Raw genomic sequence first — 26,066 nt, 5'->3', positions numbered from 1 at the left:
CATGGCGCTTATACCGACGGCAGCCCAGCGGCTGCCCACCTTTGGCGGCGAAGTAGAGGTACAGAGCCAGGCCGAGGAGACCTCGCGCACCTACGCGGTAAATTGGCACACCGGCCGTATCGGCGGGTTCATCGACGGGCTGGAGGCGGTGCGCCAAGCCGTGTACAAGCTGCTTTTGACCGAGAGATTTTGTCATCTCATCTACAGCTGGAATTACGGGGTGGAGATGAGCCAGCTCATCGGCAAGAGCGAGGAAGTGCTGCACAGCGAGGCTGAACGCATCCTGTCCGAGGCACTGCTGCAGGACAGCCGCATAACCGGCATCAGCAATTTTGACATCGAAAAGATCAGCCGCAACACAGCCCAGATCAAATTTACGGTGGCCACCGTCTACGGCGCCACCGACATCGAGCAGGAGGTGGATATCTAATGGCCCAGGATTACGAGAATATGACCTACGAGCGCATTTTACAGCGCTGTTTAGACCGGGTACCCGACACGGTAGACCGGCGCGAGGGGTCGATCATCTATGATGCCATCGCCCCTGCGGCGGCCGAGCTGGCTACCTACTACACGATCTTACCGGCCGAGATGGACCGCGCTTTTCCCGACACCGCCCAGGGAGAGGACTTGACGAACAAGGCCCGTGAGCGGGGTATCTTTCGATTGCCGGCCACCGCCGCTGTGCGGCGCGGCACCTTTGCCGACGCCGACGGCGCGCCCATGGACGTGCCCATCGGCAGCCGTTTTTCGGGTGGGGCAGTCACTTACCGAGTGACGGCCCGCAGCGGCGCGGGGCAGTTTTCGCTCACCGCCGAGGAACCGGGGGCCCGGGGAAACGCCTACTTCGGCACCCTGTTTCCCATCGATTTTATCGATGGGCTGGGAAGCGCCCAGCTGGGGGCGGTGCTGATAAACGGCGAGGAGCAGGAGGATGACGACGCCCTGCGCGCCCGCTATATCGAGAGCCTGCACAGCGCCACCTACGGCGGCAATGTGGCCGATTACCGCGAGCGCACCGAGGCACTGCCCGGGGTGGGGCTGGTCAAGGTGTTCCCGGTGTGGAACGGGGGCGGTACGGTAAAGCTGGTGCTGGTGGACAGCGCCGGCAAAGTACCCTCGAAAGAGCTTATTGACAGCGTGCAGACGGCGATCGATCCCACCCAGAACCAGGGGGAGGGGCTGGGCATCGCCCCGATCGGGCATGTGGTGACGGTAGAGGCGGCTGCCGGCAAGACGATCGACGTGGCGATGCAGCTGTCGCTGGCAGGGGTGAGCTGGGCGGACATCCAGGCCCGGGTGACCCAGAATATCGAGGCCTATCTGCAGAAACTGGTGGCCGATTGGGCGCAAAACGAGCATCTCATCGTGCGCATCAGCCAGATCGAGAGCCGGGTGCTCGATGTGCCCGGTGTGGTGGATGTGAGCGGGACCACCATCTGCGGCGCGGCAGAGAACCTGGTGCTGAGCGAGATAGAGATTCCTGTTATGGGGGCGGTGACTGAACTTGCTGCGTGATCTTTGGCCTTCACATCTGCAACAGCTCGAGGAGCTGCGTCAGCTATCTGCCGCCCAACAGCCGGAATTTGACCGCGCCTGGCGGGACCTGCAGCAGCTGCATCTGGAATTTTCACCCTATACCTTGACCGAGCGTGGATGTGCCCGCTGGGAGGAGATCTTGGAGATCTACACGGCGGCCGGCCGCACGCTGGAGGAGCGCCGCTTTGCTATCGCCGCCCGCCTGAACGCCAATCTGCCCTACACTGCCAAGAGGCTGGAGCAGGTGTTGGAGGAGCTGTGCGGGGCGGGATACTACACCATCGAGCAGAGCGGGTACCAGCTGACCGTGCGCCTGGCGCTGGTGAGCAAACAGAATATGCAGGAGGCCGCGGAGCTGGTGGGGCGCATGATACCGGCCAACATCGCGGCGGTGGTGTCGCTGCTTTTTAACCGCCACAGTATGCTGGCAGGATATACCCATGCCCAGTTGGCGGCGCGAACCCACCAAATGTTGAGAGACGAGGTGTTGCCATGAGCGGACAGACAGAATATTTTGGGCTGCACAAGCCCGACCCGGAAGACTTTTACGACATCGGCCGGCAAAACGCCAATGCCGATACAATGGACGCAGCGCTGCAGCGGGTGAGGCAGACCGCCGAGGCGGCCATCCCCGCTGCCCAGAAGGGGCAGCCGGGCGGCGTGGCGGCGACAGAGCACCAGCACCGGCGGGCAGATATCAGCGATTTTCCCACTGCGCTGCCGGCTGACGGCGGCAACGCGGCCACCGTGGGCGGCAAGACCGCCGGCGAATTTGCCGCGGCGGTGCACACCCACCAGAGAGCGGGCATCACCGATTTTGCCCACACCCATCCCAAGAGCCAGATCACCGACTTCCCGGCGGCGATCAAAAATCCCTACGCGCTGACGATACAGGTCAATGGAGTACCACAGACAACGTATACTGGTGCCAGTGCACAGTCCTTTAATATAACACCAGAGAAAATTGGAGCTATGGCTACCAGTGCAATTTCATCTGGCTCTAACGCAAACGGTAGGTGGATCAAATTTCCAGGCGGATTTATGATCGTTTTTCAAACGGTCACCTTTCAAAATGTTAGGTGTGACCATCAGTGGGGCAATATTTTTACCAGTGCTAATGATATTAGGAATATGCCAAATTTTCCACTGGCTTTTTCTGCTCCCCCGGTGATCACTCGCAGTCTTTCTCCAATGGGTACAGGAGATTGTTGGCTGATGACAAAAGACACCAATCCTGTTGTCGACTACCGAGTGACCAGTGGAGGCTTTCAGATCGCCCGAGGATCGCACTCTGACTATATCACCGTCACATTAAGCGTAATCGCTATGGGTCCATACTGACAGAAACTTTGTACAAGCAGCTGAGCTGCCTATAGGGGAAGACAGTGAAAGTCGTTATGACGGATTTGATCATTTTAGTGCGGATGTGCCGCAGAGAGGTAGGAGATACCACTGTGCTGATAGACAAGTACCCCCCATTTTTACAGGAGCTAGTGGAATTACAGGCCCTAGCTGCCGCCCAGCAGCCGGAATACGATAGGTCTCTTGAAGAGCTGTGCGGCCTGCACGAAGATTTTTCGCTCTTTACCCTTACCGAGCGCGGCACAGCTCGCTGGGAGGAGATACTGGGTATTGCCCGGCAGCGCGGGGACACGCTGCCGATACGGCGGGCGCGCATACAGACTGTATACTTGAGCCGTCTGCCCTATACCGGCCGGGCGCTGGAAGACTATCTGCGCCAGGTGAGCGAACAGTATACACTGCAGCTAGACACGGCCAACTATCAGCTGTACGTGGATGTGCTGCTCGACGGGTATGATCGGCGCGCGGCGCTGCTGGCTGTTCTGGCTGAGATGCTGCCGGCCAACATAGCCCTGCAGCTGCTGAGCATGATACGAGAGACGGTAGCTGCCTCCCCGGTGATACCGGCGGCGGTAGTGACCACAGAGGTGCGGCATATCCACCAGCCGCAGGGAGGCGTAAAAAATGGGCAGATGGCAACTGCTGAAAGACCGGCCGCTAGGCACCGCAGTCAGCTTTAGTGCGGCGCATCAAAAATACCCCTTGAACGAGACGGGTACACCGATCACTTGGATATTGGTGCGAAAAGAGAGCGGCAAGCTGTTTTTGCTCTCTAAATATATCCTCTGTCAAAAGGCAGTGGATGGCAAAGAGAGCAGCAGAGTAGGAGGCAACAACGCCTATGGGTCATCGAACATCGACCAGTGGCTCAATGCTACCGCCGCCAATTGGTACACTGCCCGGCACAGCACTGACGCACCGCCCAGCGCAGGTAATGTGACCCAAAATCCCTACCAGAGTGAGCCGGGTTTTTTGAGTGGCTTTTCGGCGCCGGCACAGTCCATGTTGGTCGCTCACAGTTTGCCGGGCGTAAAGATGGCCGCCTCCTCGGGTGAGAGCTTTAAGACGGCAAAAGTGTTTTTGCCTTCGCAGTACAACCTAGGGCTTTATAACTACGACGCCGAGAGTACTGCGGAGGGGGAGACCTGGCCTTACTTCGAAAGTAGTGGCCAGTCTGTGACCGTGGCCAAGACGGGCATCAACGGTGTGGCCGCCAGCTACTGGATGCGCACCCCTGAAGCCGGGGGAAACGACCGCATGACCTTTGTGGACGCGGTGGGAGACGGCTACTTTAAATACGCCAACGCCAATGACGGCTCTAAGGGTATCCGCCCCTGTATCGTCATTGCCGACAACGCCACAGTAGATACTCAGTTTGACCCCATCGACTCGGTATACCCTCTCTATGTCAATGATGCGCCGGCGGCGCCGACGACACTGTCGACCGGTCTGCTGTTGCAGGGCCGGCCGGTCGCCATCAATTGGCCGGCTTCTGTAGGTAGCGGGGTGAGCTATACCCTGCAGCGGTCAGTCGACGGCGGCAGCTTTACCGAGCTGGTGACCGGGCTCACCGATACTACCTACACCGATATAGTACCGGTAGCAGCATCTAGTTACCAGGTACGGGTATGTGCTGTGAGCGCCCGTGGTTATGCCTCTGTATGGAAGACAATGGACCAGCAGCAGGTCATCGTACCGGCACCGCCAGTCATCAGCGGCAGTGATGCCGATTGGGGGGAGCTCACGGCCCCCAACACCTACCGATACACGGTTACTAGTACCAGCGCTACCGCCATGAAGGTCACCGAGCGGCTAGTCAGCTCTGGCAATGAGATGCTGCTGCGCAGCTATGTAGTACAGCCCGGGGAAGAAAACACCGTGCAGTGGGGCCTCACCGAGTGGATGCAACTCGCCGACGGCAGCCACAGCCTGGTTATCACCGCTGCTGATGGCACGTTCACCACGGTGCGTACGCTGTGCTTTTCGCGTACTGTACCGGCCGTAGAGCTCTCGCGGGCTATCGCCACCGACGCAGTGGTAAGCAAGGTATTCCTGTCGGTATTTCCCACACCGGTGGGGGATGCCGCCGTCACCTGCCTAGTGAGCAACAACCCTTTTGACCAGCAGCCGGTGTGGGAGAACTGCGCACACAATCTGAATCTGTCGGTACACAACATGCAAAATACCACCTGCACTGGTGGCGGTGGGATCGCCTACCGGCTGAAGATCCAAAAAAACACTGCCGACGTAGCGCTGGATCGCATCGTCGTGCGCTTTGTATAGGGGAGAGTAATATGGCAAGTTACAAGTCGATCGTCACCGATGCCGGCGCACAAAAACTGGCTGAGATCTTGGCTGCTGGCGGGCAGCTGGTGCTCACACGGGCCGCCTGCGGCAGTGGTACGCCCACTACCGACCCGGCCCGGCGCAGCGAGCTAGTACAGCCGCTGGAAGTGCACGCAGCCATCAGCGATCGGGCAGTGGAGCCCGGTCCGCCCAGCGTATTGCGGGTCCAACTGCAGGTAGACAATGCCGGCCTTAAAGAGACGGTGCCTATCCGCGAACTAGGGCTCTACTGCCCGGTAGATGACGGGCGGGAGATCCTGTTTTGCTATGCCTGGCTAGACGGACCAGACAGCGATAATTTATTGGCCCCGCCGGCCAGCGCGGAAATGGCGGATACTGTACATGTACACGACATGGGGCTGGTGCTCACAAATCAGCAGTCCGCTGCGGTGAGCGTTACGATGGCGCACGGCGCCGCGATCACCGAGGCTCGGCTCACTGCCTATGCGGCCCCCCGCGACCATATACATCAGGCCACTCAGATCACTGAGACTACCCAGGAGACAGTAGAGGCAGCTCAGCGCCGGCAGGATTACGAGATCACTGCACTGCAAGAGCAGCTGGATACTGGCTTTGTGGGCACTACCCTAACGCACACCTTTTCCCCAGACGAGCTGTCACAGTACCGGGGATTTGATGGCACCGGCTTGCCGGTGGGTGTTTATGACCGTCAGACGGCTCGGCTTTATGCGTAGGGGGGATATAGATGGTACAGAAGATCGAGGCTCCGGCATCGCTCAGCTTTGGCACCCCGTATCAGGGCTTGCCGCTGGCAGTGACCTGTGCGTCGGCTGGGGCCTGGGATGAAGTCAAATACCGGTGGGAGAGATCGGTAGATGGTAGCGCCTACCGACCGCTGGGCACTACCGCCGTACCAGTATTCAGCGATATGGTTCCTGTCGGCAGCACCTATGGACTGCGGGTACAGGTGGTGACTAGAGCAGGGTTTTCAGATTATACGTATAGTGGGCAGGCCGATATTCTAACGCCGGTGCAGCCCATTATCGAGGCTGTGAGCAGCGACCTCGGCGAATGGGAAGAGCCGATCCCCTACTCCTATACCATACATCCCTGCAACCGGGGCGCCGTAGTGACGGTGCGCGCGTGGCTGGCTGGAGGGGGCGATGACCGGCTGTTGCGGCAGCACATCGCCGAACCCGGTACTAGCTATCAGCTCGACTTGACAAAATGGTGGTTGCCGCTGCCATGTGGCACATACATCCTGCGTATAGAGGCTAGCGACCAGTACGGAAGTACTGCTCAGAAGACGGCAACATTTACTCGTCTCGGGAAGAAGATCTCCCTATCGCGGACCGAGCACCTGAATGCTACCCCCCGGAAAGTGCTGTTGTCGGTGTATCCGGCAAACTACCCGCCGGGCACCGCTGTGGTATTGCAGGCCTCCTGTGACCCATACGGCCCGTTACCAGTGTGGGAGGATGTGGCCGCAGGAGAGGTACACCAGTTTACCGCTGTACCTGCCGGAACGCCGGGTATCGGCTACCGCATAAAAATAGAGCCGCCGGCGGGTCACGAGGCAATAATACAGGGTATCGCAGTGCGGTATCTGGCATGATGAGGAGGCAGTATGGATTTTGAACGGGAAAAATGTCAATTTGTAAGTTTGCTGCAGGCGCGCAAAAAGCTGTGCCAGCGCGAGATGGCAGCCGCCCAACGGGAAGTGTCTAGGGTGCTGGCGGTCGATGACCAGCTACATAACAGGCAGATAGAAGATATGGCTCTAGCCTATCCCTACTGGCAAAAAAATACTGTCTATAGCCCGGGCGAGGTGCTGCTCGACCCCGAAACCGGGCGGTTGTTCATCACTGCTGCCCCGGTGTCGGCTGGGCTACAGAGCGCCCCCAGTACACCGGGCATGCAGCACGTTTACCGCCCGGTACCCAAAAGATTTGCAGACGGCAGCTACTGCTTTGTGTGCGGGCAAAATGTCTTTGCTCAGGAGCGGTATACCGATGACAAAGGCCGTAAGTGGCGGGCGCTCACCGACCTATGTCCCTGTACCAGCCCGCCAAAAGAGGGGATCGACTGGGCGCTGGAAGAGGGGACAGAACATGTATAGAGGAATCGATGTTTCCAGCCACAACGGCATGGTCGACTACGGCACCGCCCAGGCGGCGGGGCTCGATTTCGTAATGATCCGCTGTGGCTACGGCAGTGACCGCAGTGACCAGGACGACAGTATGTATTTGCGCAACGTACAGGCCTGCCAAGAGCGGGATATCCCCTGGGGGGCATACCTGTACAGCTATGCCATGACTTTAGAGGAAGCGCAGAGCGAGCTTACGCACATGCTGCGGCTGCTGAACGGCAAAAGACCGCGCATGCCCATCGCCATCGACATGGAGGACGCCGACGGCTATAAGGCCGCCCGGGGCGGTATCGACCGGCAGCTGGCTACCGATATCGTGCGCCACGTCTGTGCGGGGTTGGAGTCTGCCGGCTACTATGCCATGTGGTATTGTAACCGCGACTGGTGTCAAAATCACCTGTACCCCGAGCAGCTGGCCGCGTACGATCTCTGGTATGCGCGCCCCGGCTTGTCGTCGCCCGACCGCGCCTGTGGCATCTGGCAGGACCAGATCGGATCCACCGGCGGCAGCTGGCCGGGCGCCAACACGGCAAGTGGTCGCTGCGACACCAATGTGGCCTACAAAAATTACCCGTCCATCATCGCTGCCAAAGGGCTAAATGGCCTGGGGGGATCAGCATCGGTGCCCGATGTACAGCCAGATCTGGCCCCGGCGCGCACCTACACGGTACAGCCAGGTGATAACCTCACCTGGATCGCCGCCCAGTACGGTACCACCGCTGCGGCGCTCGCTGCCGCCAACGGCATTTTAAATGCCGATCTCATCTATCCCGGGCAGGTGCTCACCATCCCCGGCGCAGCTGGCAGTGTGTATACGGTGCAGCCGGGCGATACGCTCTCGGGTATTGCAGCCCGGTACGGCACCACCTATCAGGTGCTGGCTGCTGTCAACGGGATCACCGACCCCAATATCATCTATCCGGGCCAGCAGATCAGAGTGTAGGGAGGAGACCATGACAGAAAAAATAGACCGTATAAGATCGGTACTTACAGCGTGTATCGCCGGGTTGACAGCTGCTTGGGGCTGGTTTGGTTGGTTGGTACTGCTGTGGGTGGCGACAATGGCCGCCGACTATCTGACCGGTACGGCAGTGGCGATAAAGAGCGGCGACTGGCAGTCAAAAGAGGCCAGAGAAGGACTTTGGCATAAGGGGGGAATGATGGTGGCGGTAGCCGCCGCTGGTGGGACCGACCTGGTCATTGGCCTCATCATCGGCAATATCCCTTCCATCAAACTGCCTTTTACCTATCCTGCCCTGCTCAGTACAGTGGTGATCGTCTGGTATATCATCACCGAACTGGGTTCGGTGGTGGAAAATGCCGGACAGCTCGGTGCGCCCGTGCCACAGTTTTTGCGCCGCTGCCTGGGGCAGCTGGCCGATACTGTAGAGAGCAGTGCCTTAGACGATACAGGATGTAAGCCATCCAATAAAAAATAGCACCTTCATTCGCTGCACAAAAAGTGCGGGGACCAGACTACCTAGCTACAGTCTGGTCCCCGCATTTTTTATACCGCTGACACTGTCCAGGTACCGCAGGAAAAAGGGGGCGGTCACCCCACCATGGCTACACCGCAGACAGCATCCTGAGCTGCGACTTTTTTACCTAAGCAATTGGGGCTATTTTTGTGTTATTTCATAAATGTGTAGATTATGTACCATCGTCCATTGTAGACAGAGACCAAATTGACATAAAATCTCAACAGAGAACGCTGAGGAGGTGTAATATGTCAATACATGAAATATTTTCTCAAAAAGTGCGGCAATATCGCGAGGAAAACCATCTAACACAGGCCAATATGGCCGAAATGTGCAATATTTCTATCGAGTATTACCAGCGTATCGAACACGGCCGAGCCAATGTGGGGTTGGATAATGCCGTGTTCATCGCCACAGTGCTTGATATAAGTATAGATGCCCTCAAGGAAGAGGTGCGCCGGCAGCAGGCGCGGGAAGACAGGCAGTGACTGCCCTTTAAAAAGGCAGGCACATAGCTGACCAGCGCCGCGGCAGACCTGGCCGGCTGTCGGTATGCCGGCAATTCGCCGTATACGTACACATACACATAGAGAAATGTATGAACTCGGCCGGCGGCCTCGATCGGACTGTCGGGAGCAACGCTATATGCGGTACGCCCCCAATACGCACCTGCACCTCACTGGGTGCAGGGCCTTTTTATGTGGACGCGGCAGTCGGGCGGAGACAGCGTAGCAGACGCCTGTGTGACATCTGCTGAAACGAGATACCTCCATAAAAATGGCGGCACTCAGTGTGTCAGCGCGCGTCGGCCGGCCCGCTATGGGGGTTAGAGCGCAGTTCCTTTACGGGGGACAAAGAGCCCCGATAGATCTACCTGCTCCAATTTGAGCAGGGCGATCTTTTTATCGATGCCACCTGCATACCCCGTCAGGCTGCCGGTACTGCCGACCACGCGGTGGCACGGGACGATGATAGAGATGCTGTTATGCCCCACAGCGCCGCCCACTGCCTGGGCCGACATGTGCGGCAACCCGTTTTGCGCGGCGATCTGGCGGGCGATCGCCCCGTAGGTCGTAGTCTGTCCGTAGGGGATGTGGCAGAGCACCTCCCATACAGCCAGCTGAAACGGGGTGCCGACCATGTGGACAGGCGGCAGCTCACCCGGCTCCCGGCCAGAAAAATAGGTGTCTAACCAGCGTTCTGTCTTTACAAAAATGGGGTGGTCTTGCCGATGCTCTTGCGCGAAAAGATCGGAGGGAAAATACTTTTCGCCCTCAAACCACAGCCCGGTCAAGCCGATGTCGTCACCAGCCAGTAAAATGTTGCCCAGCGGTGTTTTACATGTTCGGAGGTACAGATGCTGCATGGGTCTCATCCTCTCTTTTCTCATTATAAACGGCAATAGATCTACCTAGCGGCGGCCGCAAAAGGCCCTCTACAGGGCATTCCACAAACTGACAGTGGCGTAACTGCGCCAAGGCCGCCACTTCTCTGCCAGAGCCAGCGCATCTCCGGGCGAGCGGGGCGCCAGCGCCTTTTTGACACCGGCATCGGTCTCTAAGAAAGCGTCGGGCCACTGCATGGCCCGCATGGCCATGTACTGGGCGCTCCAACTCCCGATCCCGCGAATCTGCAAGAGCTTTTGCATCTCTTCCTGCGGCTGAGCGCACGGGCCCAGAACGATCTCTCCACGCATGAGCGCCAGAGCCAGCGCGTAGATGGTACGCGACCGGGCGGCGATCACCCCCAGCTGGCCCAGCTGAGTCTCGATATCCGGCCCCAGCGCCGCGATATCGGCCGGGGTCGGAAACAGCCGGCACAATCCGTCGATGCCGGTCTCTATCGGCTTTCCGTAAGCGGTGGCCAGACGGGCGGCCAACGTGCTGGCTGCCCGCACCGTGATCTGCTGGCCCAACACAGTGCGCACGGCCATCTCAAAGGCGTCGAAGCACCCCGGTACACGGGTCCCAAGCACACGCAGGCCGGGGCGTATCTCATCCATGCTCTGCAGCGCGCGATACACCGTATCCGGGTCGCAGTACAGGTCAAACAGGCGCCGAATTCTCGCCAACACCTGCGGCAGTACCGGCAGCAGCGTTTCGCTCACCGTCACCTGCAGGGCGCTTTTTTTCGGCAGATGTGTCACCTGTATCCAGCCAGTCAGCGGCCGGCCCAAACGGTCCTCTAGCCAGACTGTGCGCCCATAGGTGCCGTCCTGCACACGCTCTACCCCGGCGATGGCCCGCCCGGCCAAAAAATCGAGCATCTTATCCCACTGGTATGGGGGCCGGTACCCCAGCGTCAAAGTGATACTGCCGGGATGCGGTGTAGCTTTGGCGGGGGCTTTTCGCAGGGCGGTAGGGGAGAGTTGATACTGCTCTTTAAACCGGGTGTTGAACCGGCTCAAACTGCCAAATCCCGCGGCCATCGCCACTTCTGTCACCGAAAGCGCTGTGTCGGTGAGCAGGTTTTTGGCCAACAGCAGTCGGCAGGTCTGCAGATATTGGACCGGTGATACGTGAAATTCCTCGGCAAATACGCGGCGCAGATGGCGGCCGGTGCACCCCAGCTGTGCCGCCAGATCTTCTAGACTCTGCCCACTGCCACAGTTCTCTTCGAGAAGGTGCGCCGCCTTATGGGCCAGCGCGGCACTGGCGTCAACAGGCGACTGGCCGGGAGCCTGTTCCGGCCGACAAAGCAGACACGGCCGGTATCCCGCCTGCTCCGCCTCCGCCGCGGTGGTAAAAAAGGTGCAGTTCTCCTCTTTGGGTATCTTTGCCCAGCACACGGGGCGGCAGTAGATCCCGGTGGAAGAGACACCCACAAAAAAGCGCCCGTCAAAGCGCGCGTCTCTTGCCGCGAACGCCGCATATAACCCTCTGCTGCTTTTTATCACAGCACCACCTCCTATCAAGCTCCCGCCGCAATCGGGCTGGGCTCTGCATCTATTTTAGCATATACTCAAAAAATGTCTCGCTGTTTTCGGACATGATGATGCCGGCCTGTACCGGCTGGAGCCGCCCGATGGTGGCGGCCGTATCCCCGGCCCTTTTAACGGGCAGCGTGTAGAACACCGATAAAAAGCGGCTGTTTTGCCCATTTTTCTGTGCCGCAGAACAGCTGCTCTTATGCGGCAAGGAATAGGTTTGTATAGCGGCGCTCTGCCGATAAATAGAAAAAGACCGCCAACTTGAGCCGGCGATCTTTTTGCAATCATAGCGCAAAATGATTTCTAGCAGTAGTTAAACTAAATGATTATAGATAAACTGGGATTTTTTTATCGACTGTCTTCCAAAAAAGTTAGGCAAACTCACGCTTTCTTCCGTGTTAAGAAAACCCCAACGAATGCGCCAATCAAGGCAAGCGGTGCTATTCGAACGAACAGCCACTCAAATGCGTGAAACACGACTCCTGCAACTGCGGGTTCGGGGTGGCTATAATCCCAACCCAAGTAGGGACTATTTAATACGATCAGGACTGCAAAAACAGCCACTATAACCGCACACAATAAGATAAAAAGCCAATGGATCGCTTTTTGTCTCGCTGTTTTCCTGTGGGCGAGTTGCAGGTTTATGACCTCAAGTTTCTCGGAAATCGCTCTTAGATCATCCGCTTTCGCCTCGACAACGGTTTCTCCAAGCAGTGTGCTTACAGGTGTTTCAAATACCTCTGATATGGAAATCAACATATCGGCATCTGGAACCGACAGGCCTTGCTCCCATTTAGAGATCGTTTGTCTCACCACATTCAACTTGATTGCAAGTTCCTCTTGCGAAAGCCCTTTGGATTTTCTTATTGTTTTTATGTTTTCTTTTAGCATCAGGAATGACCTCCTTACCTTGTCACTAATGATATGGAGGATAGCCTGTTGCGGCAAGCAACGCAGATTAACATTACAGTGTCCTTTTGATAAATCGGTATTTGTCAGTACATCTTTTTTGCCTGACCGTGCATTTAAATGACAGCACATTTGGGGTATAAAAAAGACATACCTTCCCCTTAGCGGAAAGTATGTCTTTTTGGTGCAGATGACGGGACTTGAACCCACACGGACGAACGTCCACTACCCCCTCAAAGTAGCGTGTCTGCCTATTCCACCACATCTGCATATTGCTATCTGGCAGTACCGGATAGCAAAAATGATTATACCATCAACCTGCCGCGGCGTCAAGCCCGTTTTTGCTGCCGCCCCGTCAAAACGTTCGACATCCGCCTGGCTGGCCGAGGGGAAATCGCCCCAGTGTGCCCGGCGCGGCAGAGATAGGGGCCGCCTGCCCACTGCTGACAGCCCGCCTGTATTTACCGCTGGCTATTACCGGTCCCACTTGTCGCACAGCGCCAGGATCTGGTCGCGGAATTTGGCCAGATCTTTGTTGGCGCCGCCGGCGTTGTGGCCGATGACGTCCAACAGGCGCGAGCCGGCAGTCACCAGCCGGGCAAAAGCCTGGTTAGAAGAGCCGTTTCTGGGCCCCTCCAGCAGTGGGTGCAGCTGCTGGTAGCTGCGCCCCTGGGCCAGCATCTGGCCGCTGACGAGGTCGTAGATCTCCATAAAGTTGGGTGCGTGGGCCGCCAATCCCCGCAGAGTCAGCGCCCCCACGAATTTGTCGCACACGGTGTTTTCGCCGTGCACCACAAAGATCTGCCGGGGCCGGGGTGAAAAAGACTCTGCCCACCGCAGCAGCCCCTCCTTATCGGCATGGGCCGAGAGACCGGGGAAGTTGACGATGCGGGCCTTTACGGCGATCTGCTCGCCAAACAGCTTTACCTCTTTGGCCCCCTCCAGCAAAATGCGCCCCAACGTCCCCTCTGCCTGGTAGCCCACGAACACCACAGTGCACTCGGGGCGCCACAGGTTGTGTTTCAGGTGGTGGCGGATGCGGCCGGCCTCACACATGCCGCTGGCCGAGATGATGATCTTGGGGGTGTGCTCAAAGTTGAGCAGCTTAGATTCCTCGCTGGTCTGGCACAGGTGCAGGTCGGGAAAAGAGAGCGGGTCTTTGCCCCGCCGCAAGATGGCCTGTGCGTCGCTGTCGGCGTAGGTGTGCAGCTGCCGGGCGTAGATACGAGTCGACTCTACCGCCAGCGGGCTGTCGACATACACCGGAAAATCTGGCCGCCGCACCAGGCCCCGCTCCTTGATGTCGCGGATAAAGTACAGCAGCTCCTGGGTGCGTCCCACCGCGAATGAGGGGATGATCACGTTGCCGCCGCGCCCCAGCGTCTCGTCGATGATGCGCGCCAGATCGGCAGTGTAGTCGGTAGCTGGTGGGTGAGAGCGGTCGCCGTAGGTGCTCTCCATCACCACGTAGTCGGCGTCGGTCAGGTGCTGCGGGTCGCGGATGATGGGCTGGTCGGTGTTGCCGATATCGCCCGAGAATACCACCTTTTTGCGTGTGCCGCTCTCTTCCAGCAGCAGCTCCACCGAAGAGGAACCCAGCAGGTGGCCGGCGTCGAAAAATACTGCCGTCGCCCCGTCGCACACCTGCACCGGCTGCCCGTACTGGCAGGGTACCAGGTAGGGCAGCACCGCCTCGGCGTCCTGGGCGGTGTACAGCGGCTCCACCAGGTCTTTGCCGCTGCGGTCGCGCTTGCGGTTCTCCCACTGGGCGTCCATTTCCTGGATGTGGCCGCTGTCGCGCAGCATGATGCTCAGCAGTTCACAGGTGGCCTCGATAGCGAATATCTGCCCGTGAAAGCCGTTTTTTACCAGCAGCGGCAGCCGCCCCGAATGGTCGATGTGGGCGTGGGTGATCAGCACACAGTCGATGCTGTCGGCCTTAAACGGCAGCTGTTGGTCGTCTTTTTCATCGCGGCCCTGTTGTAGGCCGCAGTCTATCAGAATGCGTTTGCCCGCCACCTCGATGCAGTGGCAGCTGCCGGTGACCTCGTGGGCTGCGCCGTAAAATGTCAGTTTCATGTGTGACCGCCTCTCGTGCCCAGGGCAGCTCGTCCCGGGCGGTGGGCCCCGCCGCCGCAATGTGCGGAGCGGGGCCGATATATGAAAAAAACGGGGCGGCAGCCGCCTGAAACGAAGCGCCCGCCGCCCCAAAGAGCGCGTCTATTCGGTGAATTTTTTGACCACCTTTTTTAAGATCGTGTCCACATCGCTGTCGGGGTACTGCAGGATGATGTTGGTCACCTCGCCGCCGATGTGTGAGATCAGGTCGTGGGCCGTCACCTGGTAGTCGTCCTCTTTGGCCATATCGGCCAGTTCGGCGAACAGGCGGGCACATTTCTCCTGCGCCAGCACATGACTGCGGTAGTTGTCGTACTGGTCGGCCTTTTTGGACATCCGCTTTTTCTCGGTGGCGATGATCTCCTCTAGGATACGCGCCTCCTCGTCGGCCCGCATGCTGTTGTATGCCGGGTTCGAGGGGTCTGACGAGTTGTTGGAATCCAAAAACCGGCCCCAGTTCTGCAGCCGCTTGATGTAGTCTTGCTCCTGCCCCTTCTGGTCTTGAATGAACCTGATAAAGCCCTGCACTTTTTCCAGTGACATAAACAACACTCCCTCTATACGGTGCCGGTATCGCGGTAAAAATGCGGTACCAACATCTCTTTATGTCTTTATTGTACTTGTGTTTTGTGTACAATTTCAAGCATAATTTGTAACAAATTATGAATAGTTTGGATAATTGTCGGGTTGAACAAAAGAATATCTACAAGGTTGGTAGTTCTTGCTGCCCATAAAAGGGGCAGCCCCCAAAAGCACCCTGATCACCGCTGCGTGCACCTGTACAGCAGTGTATCAGCGGCGATATAAAAAGGGCGGGGCCACCGCCCCGCCCGACCTATAATACCTTTTCAAAGGCGATGCGCTCGTGACCGTCCTCGGCACCGCCGCACAAGAAAATGCGCCCACAACGGGAAAAACCGTTTTTTTGCAGCAGCCGCTGCATAGAGCGGTTGTCGCGGTGGGTGTCCACCCGGATGCTGCCCACCTGCCGCTGGCGGCACATCGCCTCCACCTGCGCCAGAATGTAGGAGGACACCCCGCGCCCCTTACAGTTGGCCCGCACGGCGATGCGGTGCACGGTGGCGTACGCGGCCCCGTCGGTCAGCCAGGCGCCATCCTCTATCTGCCGGTATGAGAGTTCGCCGTCAAAGGTCACCGCCACCGTGGCCACCACGCTGCCATCTTCATCTTCTGCCACATAGCCGATGCCGGTGGCGATGTCCCCCTCGATGGTCGGCCGGTCGGGGTACCCGTTTTGCCACTGGTCGATACCGGCTGTTTTCATATAGGTCATGGCCTGACTGATGATACCCATCACCTGGTCGAGGTCCTCTTTTCTGGTCGGCCGCAGCTGCATAGCGCCGCCCCTCCTTCACAGTAAAATATCTGCCTATCATTGTAGCACAGCTGCTCTTGCAGTGCAAAGTGTCGGCCGCAGTGCAGAGAGCCTTGTGCGCTGCGAGCGGTAAAAATTTTGCCGTCTTGGCGTTGCCGGCGGCAATTCGGGCCATACTATGGGTATCCATACTTTACCTTGCAAGGAGGAGACTACTGTGAACGAAGCACAAGAACGCGTAAAAGCGCTGATGGACCACAAGATCGCTGAGCTGGAGGACGGCTTGGCCAAACTGCACGCCGAGCCCCGCCAGCCCGGTGAGATGGGCGACCTGTATAACGGGATGCTCAAACAGGCCGTCTCGTTCGAGATCACCCACATGAAACACCTCAGCGACGAACTGCAGCAGATGTTGTAGGGCGGCCACCACTTTAAAAGAGGGGCAGAGCACAGCCGTGTTCTGCCCCTCTTTATGCTTTTTACAGACGGGCCGCAGTCCTGGGCCCCACCGGGGCCCGGCCTGACCTTAATACCGAGCCCCGCCGCCCGCGGCTGTGTTTTAGCTACAGATGGATCGAAAAACCGTCGCCGTCAAAGATGCCCGATCCCTGACGCAGCTGACCCTTTGGCCGCAGCTGTGAAAATGCCGCATCCACCCGGCCGATCAGCGCGGGGGAGATGTCCAGTGTATAGTGGCCGGGCAGCAGCTTTTTTACCGGCAGCGCTGCCATGCGCTGTACCGACTGCGCAAATGCCTCAGGGTCGGTACTGGGGTAAAAGACGTCCAGCTGCCCGGCATAGATCAGATCACCGCTGAACAGGTAGCCCCGTGCCGGCTCGTAAAAGCACAGGTGCCCGGGGGAGTGGCCCGGCGTGTGCAGCACCTGGATCTGCCGTCCGCCCAGATCGAAACAGTCGCCGTGGCGCAGCACTCGGCTGGGATCACCGCGAAACACCTGATAGGCCCCCGGCTCGAACCCGGCGGGGAACACTTGACCGCCGCGAGTCAGGTTCTGCCGCACCACCTGCAGCGGGATGGGAAACTTTTTGGCCAGCCAGTCTACCTCGGCCCGGTGCACGGCAAAGTCGCAAAAATGGCGGTGGCCGCCGATGTGGTCCCAGTGTACATGGGTGGTGGCTACCGTCACCGGCAGCGCGGTCAGCTGCCGCACCACCGCCCCTATATCGCCCACGCCCAGCCCGCTGTCGATGAGCAGCGCCCGCCGCTGCCCCCGCAGCAGGTAGCTGTGCACCTGTTCCCAATGGCGGTACTCGCTGATCGCGGTGGTCTCGCTGTCGATAGCCTCGGTGGTGAACCAGTACTCCATCAGATCGCGCTCCTTCTGCCGGTTGCCGCAGGCGCCGACGGCCCCCGCTCACGCCGACTCAGTAAATAAAACAGCGGGCGGGACAGCGCGCCTGTCCCGCGCCCGCTGCCCCGCCCACTGTGGTCGGATCAGATGCCGTATACCTCTAGGTAGGCCTCCATTTTGGCCAGCATCTCGTCGTCTATATACACCTTGCCGTCGATCTCGCGGCCGTGCAGATGCTCCATGATCTCCCGCACCGTGACGATGGGGTAAGCTCTGATACCGTAGTCCTCGTACACCTGCTGGATGGCCGACTTGTCGCCGGTGCCTTTTTCCATCCGGTCCACCGAGATGATCAGCGCCTGAATGTCTACTTTGGCCGCATTTTGCAGCACCGGCAGGCACTCGCGGATAGCGGTGCCGGCGGTGATCACGTCCTCGATGATGGCTACCCGGTCGCCGTCTTGCAGCTGATAGCCCACCATCACGCCGCCTTCGCCGTGATCTTTGGCCTCTTTGCGGTTAAAACAGTAATTTACGTCCATGCCGTAGTCGTTATACAGTGCCACTGAGGCCGATACCGCCAGCGGGATGCCTTTGTACGCCGGGCCAAACAGCGCATCTACCCCACCGGGCAGGTTCTCGCGGATGCAGCTGGCGTAAAACTGGCCCAGCTTGGCCGCCTGGTAGCCGGTCTTGTAGTTGCCGGTGTTGATGAAATAGGGGGTCTGACGGCCGCTCTTGGTCACGAAATCGCCAAAGGTCAGCACGCCCGAGCGCACCATGAACTCGATAAATTCCTGTTTGTATCCCATATCTTCGTCCTCCTCGCTGTGTGGGGGCGCAGCCCGCGGCCACCGCCCTGTTCATGCCTTTAAAGTAGCAGATTTTTAAGGTGTTGTAAAGCGCCGCCCTACTTGACCGGCACCACCGTTAAGCTGGCCTGCTTGTCCCGCAGCACAAAGGTGTATTTGCGGCTGTTGAGGGTGGTGCTGGCCTCGATCTGGTCCTGCTCTTTTACCTTGGCCAGCTCCAGCCCCTCGATCAGTTCTTTGAGCTCCTCCTCCTTGACGGTGTCGTCGCAGGCCACCAGCAGGATCGACAGGTACCCGGCAAAGGTCTCGCCTTCGCTGTCGCTGCCGTACGGGCCGCGCAGCTCCACCTTGTCGACCAGCTTTTGCTTGCCGCCGGTGTGCAGCAGCAGCTCCACCCCGCGGGCGGTGATGGCACCGTCTTTCTCTTTGAATTTGTCCAGCTGTTCGGGGATCTTCTGGTTGTACATCTCTAAGAACTGGCCCTTTTGCAGATTGAAACTGTCGCCCACCACTTTGTTTGACAGACTGCACCTGGTCAGCGAAAAGAAGGCGAACACCGCCGCTGCGATCAGCATAAAGATGGCGATGGTCTTGGTGGTATTTTTCATAGTCTCCTCCGGTCTTTGGCGTGTGTGGGGCGCCCGCGCGGGGCGCGCTCTTGGTGTGCTGGCCCGCGTGGCGCCGAGCAACGGGCCCCAGTTTTGCGGCCCGGCTGTTGGGGCCGCATAGCCGCACAGCAGTTACTTTTTATCATAGCACGATTTAGGGCCCCGGGCAACTGCTGTCGGCGGCAAAAAGCCGCCGCTCCTCACGGGGCGGCGACCTTGTCTGTCTCTTCTTGGGCGGCTTTCTTTTGCATCTGCTGGTTGTGCGGGTCGTCGATGCCCAGCGGCCGCAGCAGCCACCGGTCGATGATGGGCACGAAAAAGCTGATGGCCGGCCCGGTCAAAACAAAGCCGACGACCGTGCCCACGCCAATGACCCCGCCCAGCAAAAAGCCGGCGGTGATAAAGACGCCGTCGCTGCAGATCTTGATGTAGCGGTACTGCCAGCGGGGGTGAAAATCGAGGATGCGAAAGAGGATGGAATCGGTGCTGGAAAAGCCAAACCGCAGCGACACGGTAAAGGCGCAGCCGGCCGCCATCAGCACCATCCCCACCGCAATCATCCCCGCCTGGGTGACAAGGCCGGGGTGGGCGGCCAAAAAGTCTTGCAGCAGCGGGTGGAACCACCCCAGCGCCTGCGAAAAGAACACCGAGCTGATGACGGTGCCGATGTTTATGTACTTGAAACAAAACAGCAGCGCGATGCACAGCGTGGTGCAGTTGTTGATCATCGAGGCGGTGCCGATACCGAAATGAAAGGTGTGGTCGAGGCCGTCCAGCCAAACCGACACCGGGTCGGAGCCCAGACTGCTGGCGATGAACAGCCCCACCCCCAGCGCCGTTACCGCACTGCCAAAAAAGCCCACCAGCACCTTTAAAAGAAGCTGGCGGCCGGTCAACCCGCCCAGCTTATCGTCGTACAGTCTTTTTAGCCACATAAAATAGACCTCCGTATTTCGTACAGGTATCTCTCAGTCTATCATATCAGGTGGCCGGTGTCGATAGAATATGCCGGGGCGCTCTGCCGGCAAAAAAAGGGCGGCTGTTTTGAGCCGCCCCAGCGCCCCCGCCGTACAGCGGGGGCGGATACGGATAGGGGTGCGCTATCGGTCCATCTGCTGGTTTTGCGGGTCGCTCACCCCCAGCGGCCGCAGGATCAGGCGGTCTATGTGGGGCACCAGCAGCCCCACCCCCGGCCCGGTCAGCAAAAAGCTCATCACCGTGCCGATGCCCACCACTCCGCCCAGCAAAAAGCCGGCGGTGATGAAGGTGCCGTCCAGGGCGATCTTTAAAAAGCGGTACTGCCACCGGGGGCGGTGCAGCAGGATCTCGAAGAGGATGGCGTCGGTGCTGTCAAAGCCAAAGCGCAGCGACACGGTAAACGACCAGCCGAAGATCATGATCGCCAGCCCGGCCACCACCATTACCGCGTGGAAAGAAAGCCCGGCGTGGGCGGCGGCCATGGCCCGCATCCAGGGCTCGCACAGCCCCAGCACCCAGGCAAAAAACAGGGCCATCACCGCCGTGCCCACGTTGACGAAGCGGCGGCAGAACAAGAGCGCCGTCGACAGCGTGACCGTGTTGGTGAGCAGCGAGGCGGTGCCGATACCGATGTGAAAGGTGTGGTCGAGCCCATCGAGCCAGACCGAGATCGAGTCGCTGCCCAGACCGCTGCAGATAAAGAGCCCCACCCCAAAAGCGGTGATGGCACTGGACAAAAAAACCAGTGCGGTCTTGGTGAGCACCTGACGGCCGCTCATATCGCCCATTTTGGCCTGATACACGCGTTTTAACCACATAGAAACGAAACTTTACTCCTTTTGTTTTGCTGCGCTTGCCAGCGCGATATACCCCGCTGCCGGGGCTTAGCTGGGGCGGCAGACAGTTACCGATCCATGCCCAGCCCCAGCTCGTAGGCCAGCTGGGGGTAGTCGCTGTTTTCGATGTCGGCGCGCAGATAGCAGCCCGGCGCCAGCACGATGCCGCAGTCGCGCCACTTGAGGTAGCTGCACATTGCCCGGTAGTGGGCTACCAGCGCATCGAAGGCGCTCTCTTCCCCGTCGCCGCAGGTGGCCATGAGAGCCGCCTTTTTACCGCCTGTCCGCAGCTGGTCGCCCAGCGCGTAAAAGCGGTCTATCACCGCCTTGAGCTGGGCCGACATGCCGTAGTAGTACAGGGGGGTGACGAGCACCACCACGTCGGCCTCTTTGAGCATGGGGGCCAAGACCTCCATATCGTCGTGCAGCACACAGTGCCCGCCGTTTTGCTTGCAGGCGTCGCAGGCCGTGCAGGGGCGCACCTTTTGAAAGGCGACGTCGAAGCGGGCGATCTTGTGACCGGCGTCGGTGGCGCCCACCATAAAGCGGTCGGCCAGCAGGGCCGAGGTCCCGTTGCGGTGTGGGCTGCCGGTGATCATGAGTATATGCATGGTTGTGTCCTCCTTATAAATGTGCGCGGCCGCTGCCGCGCATGTAGCCACTTTGATCCTCGCCGGCGGCGGCCAGCTGTTCATCCAGCAGCTGGCAAAAGGCATCGGCAAAGGCACGGTCTTGCTGAGCGGTGCGCTTTTTTTGCCCCTTGGGATACTTGCCGTGGCGCCGGGCCACCCGCCCCAGGTGCCGCCCCTGCAGCAGACCGTCGATATTTTGGCCGGTAAAGCGCCGGCCGTTTTGATCGAGCACCAGTCCACCGCCGCCCAGGACCATAGCGGCCAGGCCGTAATCCTGGGTGACCACCACGTCGCCGGGCCGCATTTTGCCCACCAGCAAAAAGTCGACTGCGTCGGCGCCCCGCTCGGCGGTAAGCACCTGCGCCCAGCTGCTGTGCAGCTGGTGGGCGGTGTCGCAGTACAGGGTGGCCGCCACCTGTTTTTGGCGGCAGATATCCACCGCCAGCCGCCACACTGGACAGGCGTCGGCGTCTATATGTACCTGCATGTGGCGCGCTCCTCTCTAAAACGGGCAGGGTCTCATGGGCGTACCGCCGACCCGGTGGGGCGGCAAAACACATGTTGCGGGTGCCCCGCTGCATATAATGTCCCAAATGCTCCCAAAATAACCTTGACAACCCAGGAAAACTATACTAAAATGGTGTGAAAAGGAAGAACCCCAAGGAGGTATCTGTTATGAGCGTACAAGTATTAGATAGAGCGGCATTTGAACAGAAGGTGTTGGCCGGCGGTGACAAGCCGGTACTGGTCGACTTTTTCGCCACCTGGTGCGGCCCCTGCAAGATGCTGCACCCGGTCATTGAACAGGTGGAGGCCGAGACGGCCGGCAGCGCCGAGGTGTACCAGGTCGACATCGACCAGGAGAGCGATCTCGCCGCCCAGTACGGTGTGATGAGCGTGCCCACCCTGATCGTGTTCAAAAACGGCAAGCCGGTCAACCAGTCGCTGGGCTTTATGCCCAAAGAGCGGGTGCTGGCCCTCATCCAGAACAGCTAAAATAGCCCCCGATCAAAGCGGCAGTATGGGCCACCGGGCCCGCTGTCGCTTTTTTTGCGCCCGCGGCCGGGAGACAGCGGGGTACTGCCGGGCTCTACTGGGCCGGCAGGGGTGTGTTTAAATGTGAACAAACTGTAAAAACAGCTGTTTTGAGCCCTGTTTTAGGCGCAAAAGGCAGACAGTGCGGCGCGGTAGCCGCTACTGCGCCATCCCCAACCCGATGGTATCGGCGATCTCGCGCATGCCGGCGATGGCCTCGGCCATCACCCAGTCGGGCTCTTTGCCCAGCATCTCGCAGCCGCGCAGGATCACCTTCCGGTCGCAGCCGGCGGCAAAGGCCTTGGACTTGAATTTTTTCTTCAGGCTCTTGAGTTCCAGGTCCATCACGCTGTGGCTGGGCCGCACCAGCGCGCAGGCGGTGATGAGGCCGGTCAGCTCGTCGATGGTGTAGAGCACCTTTTCGAGATCGCTCTCGGGCGCGGTGTCGCTGACCAGCCCGTACCCGTGCGACACCACCGCGCGGATAAACGACTCGTCGATGCCGGCGCCGTGCATCAGCTCCACACATTTTTGGCAGTGCTCGTCGGGCCACTGCTCGTAGTCCAGGTCGTGCAGCAGACCCACGGCGCCCCACAGCTCCTCGTCTTGGCCGTACAGCCGGGCAAAGTGGCGCATGACGCCCTCGACGCTCAGGGCGTGGTTTATGAGCTCCTCGGTGTGGGTGTAGGTCTTGAGCAGGGCCAGAGCCTCTTCTCGGTTGGGTATCATCTGGGCAGTTCACTCCTTTTATTTTTGGGCGGCGCGCATCCCACTGCACTGCGGCGGGGGCGCGTGCTTTTTTGTAACCGTATATAAAATATGGTATGCGGTATGCCGGGCGGCACCGGCTGCACGCGCAGCTGGGAATGCCCGGCGAGGTGGCGGCTGTGCGGGGGCGGATGAAGCCGGCCGGGGGATGTGGGGCTTGGGCGGACTTTTAAAAGCCCAGCTCCTCGGGCAGCAGCAGTACCTTGATGCGGCCGGGCGCTTTTTGCCAGGCCAGCTTTACGTAGCTCGAGCAGATGCGCTGGGCGTTGTGGCAGCCGCCCACGCAGTGCCCGGTGACGGCGCAGGGGGTGTGCAGCCCCAACCGCTGGGCGTTTTTGGGCGCCGCTACGGTGCGCAGGCGCCGCTCGGCGGCGGCCATGTCGTCCACGATCTTGTTGGTGCCGGCGATCACCACCACCTGCCGGGGGCCAAAGATCATGGCCGCCACCCGGTTGCCGTTACCGTCGATATTGTAGAGCTCGCCGTCGACGGTGATGGCGTTGGTGCCGGTGATGAAGCAGTCGCAGCTAAAGACATCGCGGTAGATGCGCTGTACCTGCTCGGGGGTGGTGCCGGGGGCCTCTCTGTCTAAAAAGGTGTAGGGGCCTCTGCGCAGCAGGTCGTCGACCCCCAGCTCGCGGGCGGTCTGGGTGCCGCCCATGCTCACGGTCATGCCGGGCTTCAGCAGCTCATCTTGCAGCAGGCTAAAAAGTGCCTGCCGGTCGGGGAGCAGCCGCGCATCCATATTGTGCTGCCTGAGTGCCTCGATACAGCGCTGTACTGCATAGTCAGCCATGTTCTCTCTCCTTTTCACGCCGTCGGCAGCCGGCGTGGGTACCGCCGACCGGCCGCGCCTTGGGCGGCGCCGCGGCACCGCCCCCTATAGAGACTATTATACGCCGCCGGCCGCCGCTTGCAAAGGCCTATTTGAAAGGCGGGTGGTTGTAGTGTATAATAGCGGTGTGCCGCCCGGCGGCACCACTACCAGATCACGGAGCATGGAAAGATGGAAATAAAGTGTAATGGGGTCAGCCTCTCTTTTGGCCAGTTCCCGGTGCTGCAAGAGGTGGATTTTACCCTGTCTGAGACCTCCCGCGTGGGCATCGTGGGCCAAAACGGAGCGGGCAAATCGACCCTTTTGAAGCTGCTCACCGGCGAGCTGGTGCCCGACAGCGGCGACATTTTTATCACCCGGGGGGCCTCCCTGGGCTTTTTAAAGCAAAATAGCGGCCTGCAGGCCGCAAACACCGTTTACGCCGAGATGCAGACGGTGTTTGCGGAGCTGCTGCAGACCGGGCGGGAGCTGGAGCAGCTGGAGCGGCAGATGGCCGATACCGACCCCGACGGCGCCCAGTACGCAGAACTGGCCGCCCGGTACGCCCAGCGCACCGCCGCCTTTGAGGCCGGCGGCGGCTACGATATCGACTACCGCATCCGCACGGTGCTTTTTGGCATGGGCTTTTTTGAGGCGGATTTTGACAAGGAGATCGCCAAGCTCTCGGGCGGGGAGAAGACCCGGCTGGCGCTGGCCAAGCTGCTGTTGGGCGCCCCCGACGTGCTGCTGCTCGACGAGCCGACCAACCACCTGGACTTAAAGACGCTTTTTTGGCTGGAAAACTACCTGCAGAGCTACCGCGGCTGCATCGTGGTGGTGAGCCACGACCGCTATTTTTTAGACGCGGTGGTCACCGAGATGCTGGAGGTGAGCCGCCACCGGGTGCGCCACTACCGGGGCAACTACACCCAGTACAAGCAGCAAAAAGAGGCCGAGACCCTGACCCAGCAGCGGGCCTATGAAAAGCAGCAAAAGGTCATCGAGAAGTACCAGGACTATATCGACCGCAATCTGGTGCGGGCCTCCACCTCGAAGATGGCCAAGTCGCGGCGCAAGGCGCTGGATAAGATCGAGCGGGTGGAGCGGCCGGTGGAGGAGCGGCAGGAGATACACTTTTCGTTCCCGTTTGACCGCCCCCCGTACGAGAAGGTGCTCACCGCCACCGGTGTAGACGTAGAGGTGGAGGGCAAGGTGCTCATCACCGGGGTGGACCTGACAGTAAAACGGGGCGAAAAGGTGTGCATCGTGGGGGAGAACGGGGCCGGCAAATCCACCTTTTTAAAAGAGGTGCTGGGCCTGCTGCCCTGTAAGCGCGGCAAGATCGCGCTGGGGGGCTTTGTGAAGCTGGGGTATTTTGAGCAGGAGCAGAACCCTTTTTACCCCCAGGAGACGGTGCTGGCGGCGCTGCACAACAAGTATCCCCAGATGACCGAATTGGCGCTGCGCTCGCACCTGGCCCGCTACGGCTTTGTGGGGGAGGAGATCTACAAGCAGGTGTCGGAGCTGTCGGGCGGCGAGCTGGCCAAGCTGAAATTTGCCAACCTCAGCTTTCAGCGCCCCAATTTTTTGGTGCTGGACGAGCCCACCAACCACCTGGATGTGTACACCAAAGAGGCGCTGCAGCAGGCATTAAAAGAGTATGAGGGGACCATTTTGATGGTCAGCCACGACCGCTACCTGCTGGGCGATATCGCCGACTATATCGTGGAGCTGTCGCGCGCCGACGGCGCCCAGGTCACCCAGGGCGGATTTGCCGCCTACCGCGACAAGATGCTGGCCGGCGGCGCTCAGACGCTGCAAAAGGCGCGCCCCAAAGAGGACGGCGGCGCCGACGAGGGCCGGGGTGCGGCCAGCTACCGCTCCTCGAAGCAGGCCCGCCGCGACGCCGCCCAGCGCCGCGCCAAGCTGGCGGCGGCCGAGCGGGATATCGAGGCGTGCGAGCGGCAAATCGCCGCGCTGGAAGAGCAGCTGCAGCAGCCCGAGGTGCAGACAGACTACCAGCAGCTGGCCGAGCTGACCACCCAGCTGGAACAGCAAAAACAGCTGCTGGAACAGCACATGGAGCAGTGGGCCGAGCTGGCCGAGTAGTTCTATCGCAAAAAACGCCCATAATCAGGTGCGG

The 26,066-nt window shown here is 59.7% G+C and carries 30 protein-coding genes and 1 tRNA gene; 15 read left to right on the top strand and 16 right to left on the bottom strand.

Features of this window, described 5'->3' with window-relative positions; genetic code table 11:
• Position 1 precedes the first annotated feature (1 nt).
• The 12 genes from H8K20_RS08170 to H8K20_RS08115 all read left to right on the top strand — a co-directional run bounded on the left by H8K20_RS08170 (position 2) and on the right by H8K20_RS08115 (position 9,323).
• Positions 2-430 carry a DUF2634 domain-containing protein gene (locus H8K20_RS08170; RefSeq protein WP_186488046.1) on the top strand — a complete coding sequence of 143 codons (429 nt, stop codon included), beginning with the start codon at positions 2-4 and terminating at the stop codon, positions 428-430.
• On the top strand, positions 430-1,518 hold the full coding sequence (locus H8K20_RS08165) for a baseplate J/gp47 family protein (RefSeq protein ID WP_186488045.1): 1,089 nt from the start codon (positions 430-432) through the stop codon (positions 1,516-1,518). Before H8K20_RS08170 ends, H8K20_RS08165 begins: the two co-directional genes overlap by 1 nt.
• A complete protein-coding gene (locus H8K20_RS08160) occupies positions 1,508-2,035 on the top strand; it encodes a putative phage tail protein (RefSeq protein ID WP_186488044.1) in 528 nt (175 codons plus the stop codon). The genes H8K20_RS08165 and H8K20_RS08160 overlap by 11 nt, the downstream gene beginning before the upstream one ends.
• Positions 2,032-2,880, top strand: coding sequence for a hypothetical protein (locus tag H8K20_RS08155; RefSeq protein ID WP_186488043.1), 849 nt, complete (start codon positions 2,032-2,034; stop codon positions 2,878-2,880). Before H8K20_RS08160 ends, H8K20_RS08155 begins: the two co-directional genes overlap by 4 nt.
• 113 nt (positions 2,881-2,993) lie before the next feature.
• On the top strand, positions 2,994-3,581 hold the full coding sequence (locus H8K20_RS08150; RefSeq protein WP_186488042.1) for a putative phage tail protein: 588 nt from the start codon (positions 2,994-2,996) through the stop codon (positions 3,579-3,581).
• Positions 3,526-5,184, top strand: coding sequence for a DUF6273 domain-containing protein (locus H8K20_RS08145; protein ID WP_186488041.1), 1,659 nt, complete (start codon positions 3,526-3,528; stop codon positions 5,182-5,184). Before H8K20_RS08150 ends, H8K20_RS08145 begins: the two co-directional genes overlap by 56 nt.
• Positions 5,185-5,195: 11 nt before the next feature.
• Positions 5,196-5,942, top strand: a complete 747-nt coding sequence (locus H8K20_RS08140; RefSeq protein WP_186488040.1) for a phage tail protein — start codon at positions 5,196-5,198, stop codon at positions 5,940-5,942.
• An 11-nt stretch (positions 5,943-5,953) separates the two neighbouring features.
• Entirely contained in the window at positions 5,954-6,823 is an 870-nt protein-coding gene (locus H8K20_RS08135) for a hypothetical protein (RefSeq protein ID WP_186488039.1), read from the top strand.
• A 12-nt stretch (positions 6,824-6,835) separates the two neighbouring features.
• Positions 6,836-7,327, top strand: a complete 492-nt coding sequence (locus tag H8K20_RS08130) for a hypothetical protein (RefSeq protein WP_186488038.1) — start codon at positions 6,836-6,838, stop codon at positions 7,325-7,327.
• Positions 7,320-8,300 (top strand): LysM peptidoglycan-binding domain-containing protein, encoded by a 981-nt coding sequence (locus H8K20_RS08125; RefSeq protein WP_186488037.1) that lies wholly within the window; start codon positions 7,320-7,322, stop codon positions 8,298-8,300. Before H8K20_RS08130 ends, H8K20_RS08125 begins: the two co-directional genes overlap by 8 nt.
• Before the next feature lie 10 nt (positions 8,301-8,310).
• On the top strand, positions 8,311-8,796 hold the full coding sequence (locus H8K20_RS08120) for a phage holin family protein (protein WP_186488036.1): 486 nt from the start codon (positions 8,311-8,313) through the stop codon (positions 8,794-8,796).
• Positions 8,797-9,083: 287 nt separating this feature from the next.
• On the top strand, positions 9,084-9,323 hold the full coding sequence (locus tag H8K20_RS08115) for a helix-turn-helix domain-containing protein (RefSeq protein WP_105204826.1): 240 nt from the start codon (positions 9,084-9,086) through the stop codon (positions 9,321-9,323).
• A gap of 338 nt (positions 9,324-9,661) precedes the next feature.
• Here the strand turns inward: H8K20_RS08115 and H8K20_RS08110 are convergent, their stop codons facing one another.
• The 7 genes from H8K20_RS08110 to H8K20_RS08080 all read right to left on the bottom strand — a co-directional run bounded on the left by H8K20_RS08110 (position 9,662) and on the right by H8K20_RS08080 (position 16,148).
• Positions 9,662-10,201, bottom strand: a complete 540-nt coding sequence (locus H8K20_RS08110; RefSeq protein WP_186488035.1) for a methylated-DNA--[protein]-cysteine S-methyltransferase — start codon at positions 10,199-10,201, stop codon at positions 9,662-9,664.
• 69 nt (positions 10,202-10,270) lie between these two features.
• Positions 10,271-11,731 (bottom strand): AlkA N-terminal domain-containing protein, encoded by a 1,461-nt coding sequence (locus H8K20_RS08105; protein WP_186488034.1) that lies wholly within the window; start codon positions 11,729-11,731, stop codon positions 10,271-10,273.
• Between the two features lie 414 nt (positions 11,732-12,145).
• Positions 12,146-12,655 (bottom strand): helix-turn-helix domain-containing protein, encoded by a 510-nt coding sequence (locus H8K20_RS08100; RefSeq protein ID WP_186488033.1) that lies wholly within the window; start codon positions 12,653-12,655, stop codon positions 12,146-12,148.
• 200 nt (positions 12,656-12,855) lie between these two features.
• Positions 12,856-12,942, bottom strand: a tRNA-Leu gene (locus tag H8K20_RS08095).
• A 205-nt stretch (positions 12,943-13,147) separates the two neighbouring features.
• Positions 13,148-14,752: an MBL fold metallo-hydrolase RNA specificity domain-containing protein gene (locus H8K20_RS08090; RefSeq protein WP_105204821.1), complete on the bottom strand. Its 1,605-nt coding sequence runs from the start codon at positions 14,750-14,752 to the stop codon at positions 13,148-13,150.
• 141 nt (positions 14,753-14,893) lie between these two features.
• Positions 14,894-15,334 carry a hypothetical protein gene (locus H8K20_RS08085; RefSeq protein WP_186488032.1) on the bottom strand — a complete coding sequence of 147 codons (441 nt, stop codon included), beginning with the start codon at positions 15,332-15,334 and terminating at the stop codon, positions 14,894-14,896.
• Positions 15,335-15,626: 292 nt separating this feature from the next.
• Positions 15,627-16,148, bottom strand: a complete 522-nt coding sequence (locus H8K20_RS08080; RefSeq protein ID WP_186488031.1) for a GNAT family N-acetyltransferase — start codon at positions 16,146-16,148, stop codon at positions 15,627-15,629.
• A gap of 196 nt (positions 16,149-16,344) precedes the next feature.
• On the opposite strand from H8K20_RS08080, the gene H8K20_RS08075 reads away from it, so the two are divergent.
• Positions 16,345-16,545 (top strand): hypothetical protein, encoded by a 201-nt coding sequence (locus H8K20_RS08075; protein ID WP_186488030.1) that lies wholly within the window; start codon positions 16,345-16,347, stop codon positions 16,543-16,545.
• A gap of 145 nt (positions 16,546-16,690) precedes the next feature.
• Here the strand turns inward: H8K20_RS08075 and H8K20_RS08070 are convergent, their stop codons facing one another.
• The 7 genes from H8K20_RS08070 to H8K20_RS08040 form a co-directional block, all read right to left on the bottom strand.
• Positions 16,691-17,455 carry an MBL fold metallo-hydrolase gene (locus H8K20_RS08070; RefSeq protein WP_186488029.1) on the bottom strand — a complete coding sequence of 255 codons (765 nt, stop codon included), beginning with the start codon at positions 17,453-17,455 and terminating at the stop codon, positions 16,691-16,693.
• Positions 17,456-17,583: 128 nt separating this feature from the next.
• Entirely contained in the window at positions 17,584-18,252 is a 669-nt protein-coding gene (gene pyrE / locus H8K20_RS08065) for an orotate phosphoribosyltransferase (protein WP_154867461.1), read from the bottom strand.
• A 98-nt stretch (positions 18,253-18,350) separates the two neighbouring features.
• Entirely contained in the window at positions 18,351-18,860 is a 510-nt protein-coding gene (locus H8K20_RS08060) for a hypothetical protein (protein WP_186488028.1), read from the bottom strand.
• A gap of 200 nt (positions 18,861-19,060) precedes the next feature.
• Entirely contained in the window at positions 19,061-19,795 is a 735-nt protein-coding gene (locus H8K20_RS08055; protein ID WP_186488027.1) for a YczE/YyaS/YitT family protein, read from the bottom strand.
• A 165-nt stretch (positions 19,796-19,960) separates the two neighbouring features.
• The gene (locus H8K20_RS08050; RefSeq protein WP_105204813.1) at positions 19,961-20,656 is read right to left on the bottom strand and encodes a YczE/YyaS/YitT family protein; all 696 of its coding nucleotides are present in this window, start codon (positions 20,654-20,656) and stop codon (positions 19,961-19,963) included.
• A gap of 86 nt (positions 20,657-20,742) precedes the next feature.
• A complete protein-coding gene (locus tag H8K20_RS08045) occupies positions 20,743-21,285 on the bottom strand; it encodes a flavodoxin family protein (RefSeq protein ID WP_186488026.1) in 543 nt (180 codons plus the stop codon).
• A gap of 13 nt (positions 21,286-21,298) precedes the next feature.
• Positions 21,299-21,793, bottom strand: a complete 495-nt coding sequence (locus H8K20_RS08040; RefSeq protein ID WP_154867459.1) for a YaiI/YqxD family protein — start codon at positions 21,791-21,793, stop codon at positions 21,299-21,301.
• 188 nt (positions 21,794-21,981) lie between these two features.
• Between H8K20_RS08040 and trxA the strand changes: the two genes are divergently transcribed.
• Positions 21,982-22,302: a thioredoxin gene (trxA, locus tag H8K20_RS08035; RefSeq protein WP_105204810.1), complete on the top strand. Its 321-nt coding sequence runs from the start codon at positions 21,982-21,984 to the stop codon at positions 22,300-22,302.
• A gap of 198 nt (positions 22,303-22,500) precedes the next feature.
• On the opposite strand, the gene H8K20_RS08030 is transcribed toward trxA, so the two are convergent.
• Together H8K20_RS08030 and H8K20_RS08025 are read right to left on the bottom strand one after the other, a co-directional pair.
• Entirely contained in the window at positions 22,501-23,070 is a 570-nt protein-coding gene (locus H8K20_RS08030) for an HDIG domain-containing metalloprotein (RefSeq protein WP_186488025.1), read from the bottom strand.
• Between the two features lie 208 nt (positions 23,071-23,278).
• Entirely contained in the window at positions 23,279-23,905 is a 627-nt protein-coding gene (locus H8K20_RS08025; RefSeq protein ID WP_105204808.1) for a lactate utilization protein, read from the bottom strand.
• Positions 23,906-24,115: 210 nt separating this feature from the next.
• Between H8K20_RS08025 and H8K20_RS08020 the strand changes: the two genes are divergently transcribed.
• Positions 24,116-26,032 (top strand): ABC-F family ATP-binding cassette domain-containing protein, encoded by a 1,917-nt coding sequence (locus H8K20_RS08020; RefSeq protein WP_186488024.1) that lies wholly within the window; start codon positions 24,116-24,118, stop codon positions 26,030-26,032.
• Positions 26,033-26,066 lie beyond the last annotated feature (34 nt).

The organism is Neobittarella massiliensis (ex Bilen et al. 2018), assembly GCF_014269355.1.
In the GTDB taxonomy this organism is placed as follows: Bacteria; Bacillota; Clostridia; order Oscillospirales; family Ruminococcaceae; genus Neobittarella; species Neobittarella massiliensis.
Note: the sequence above shows the minus strand (reverse complement) of the source record. Positions and strands in the feature narration are given on the sequence as shown.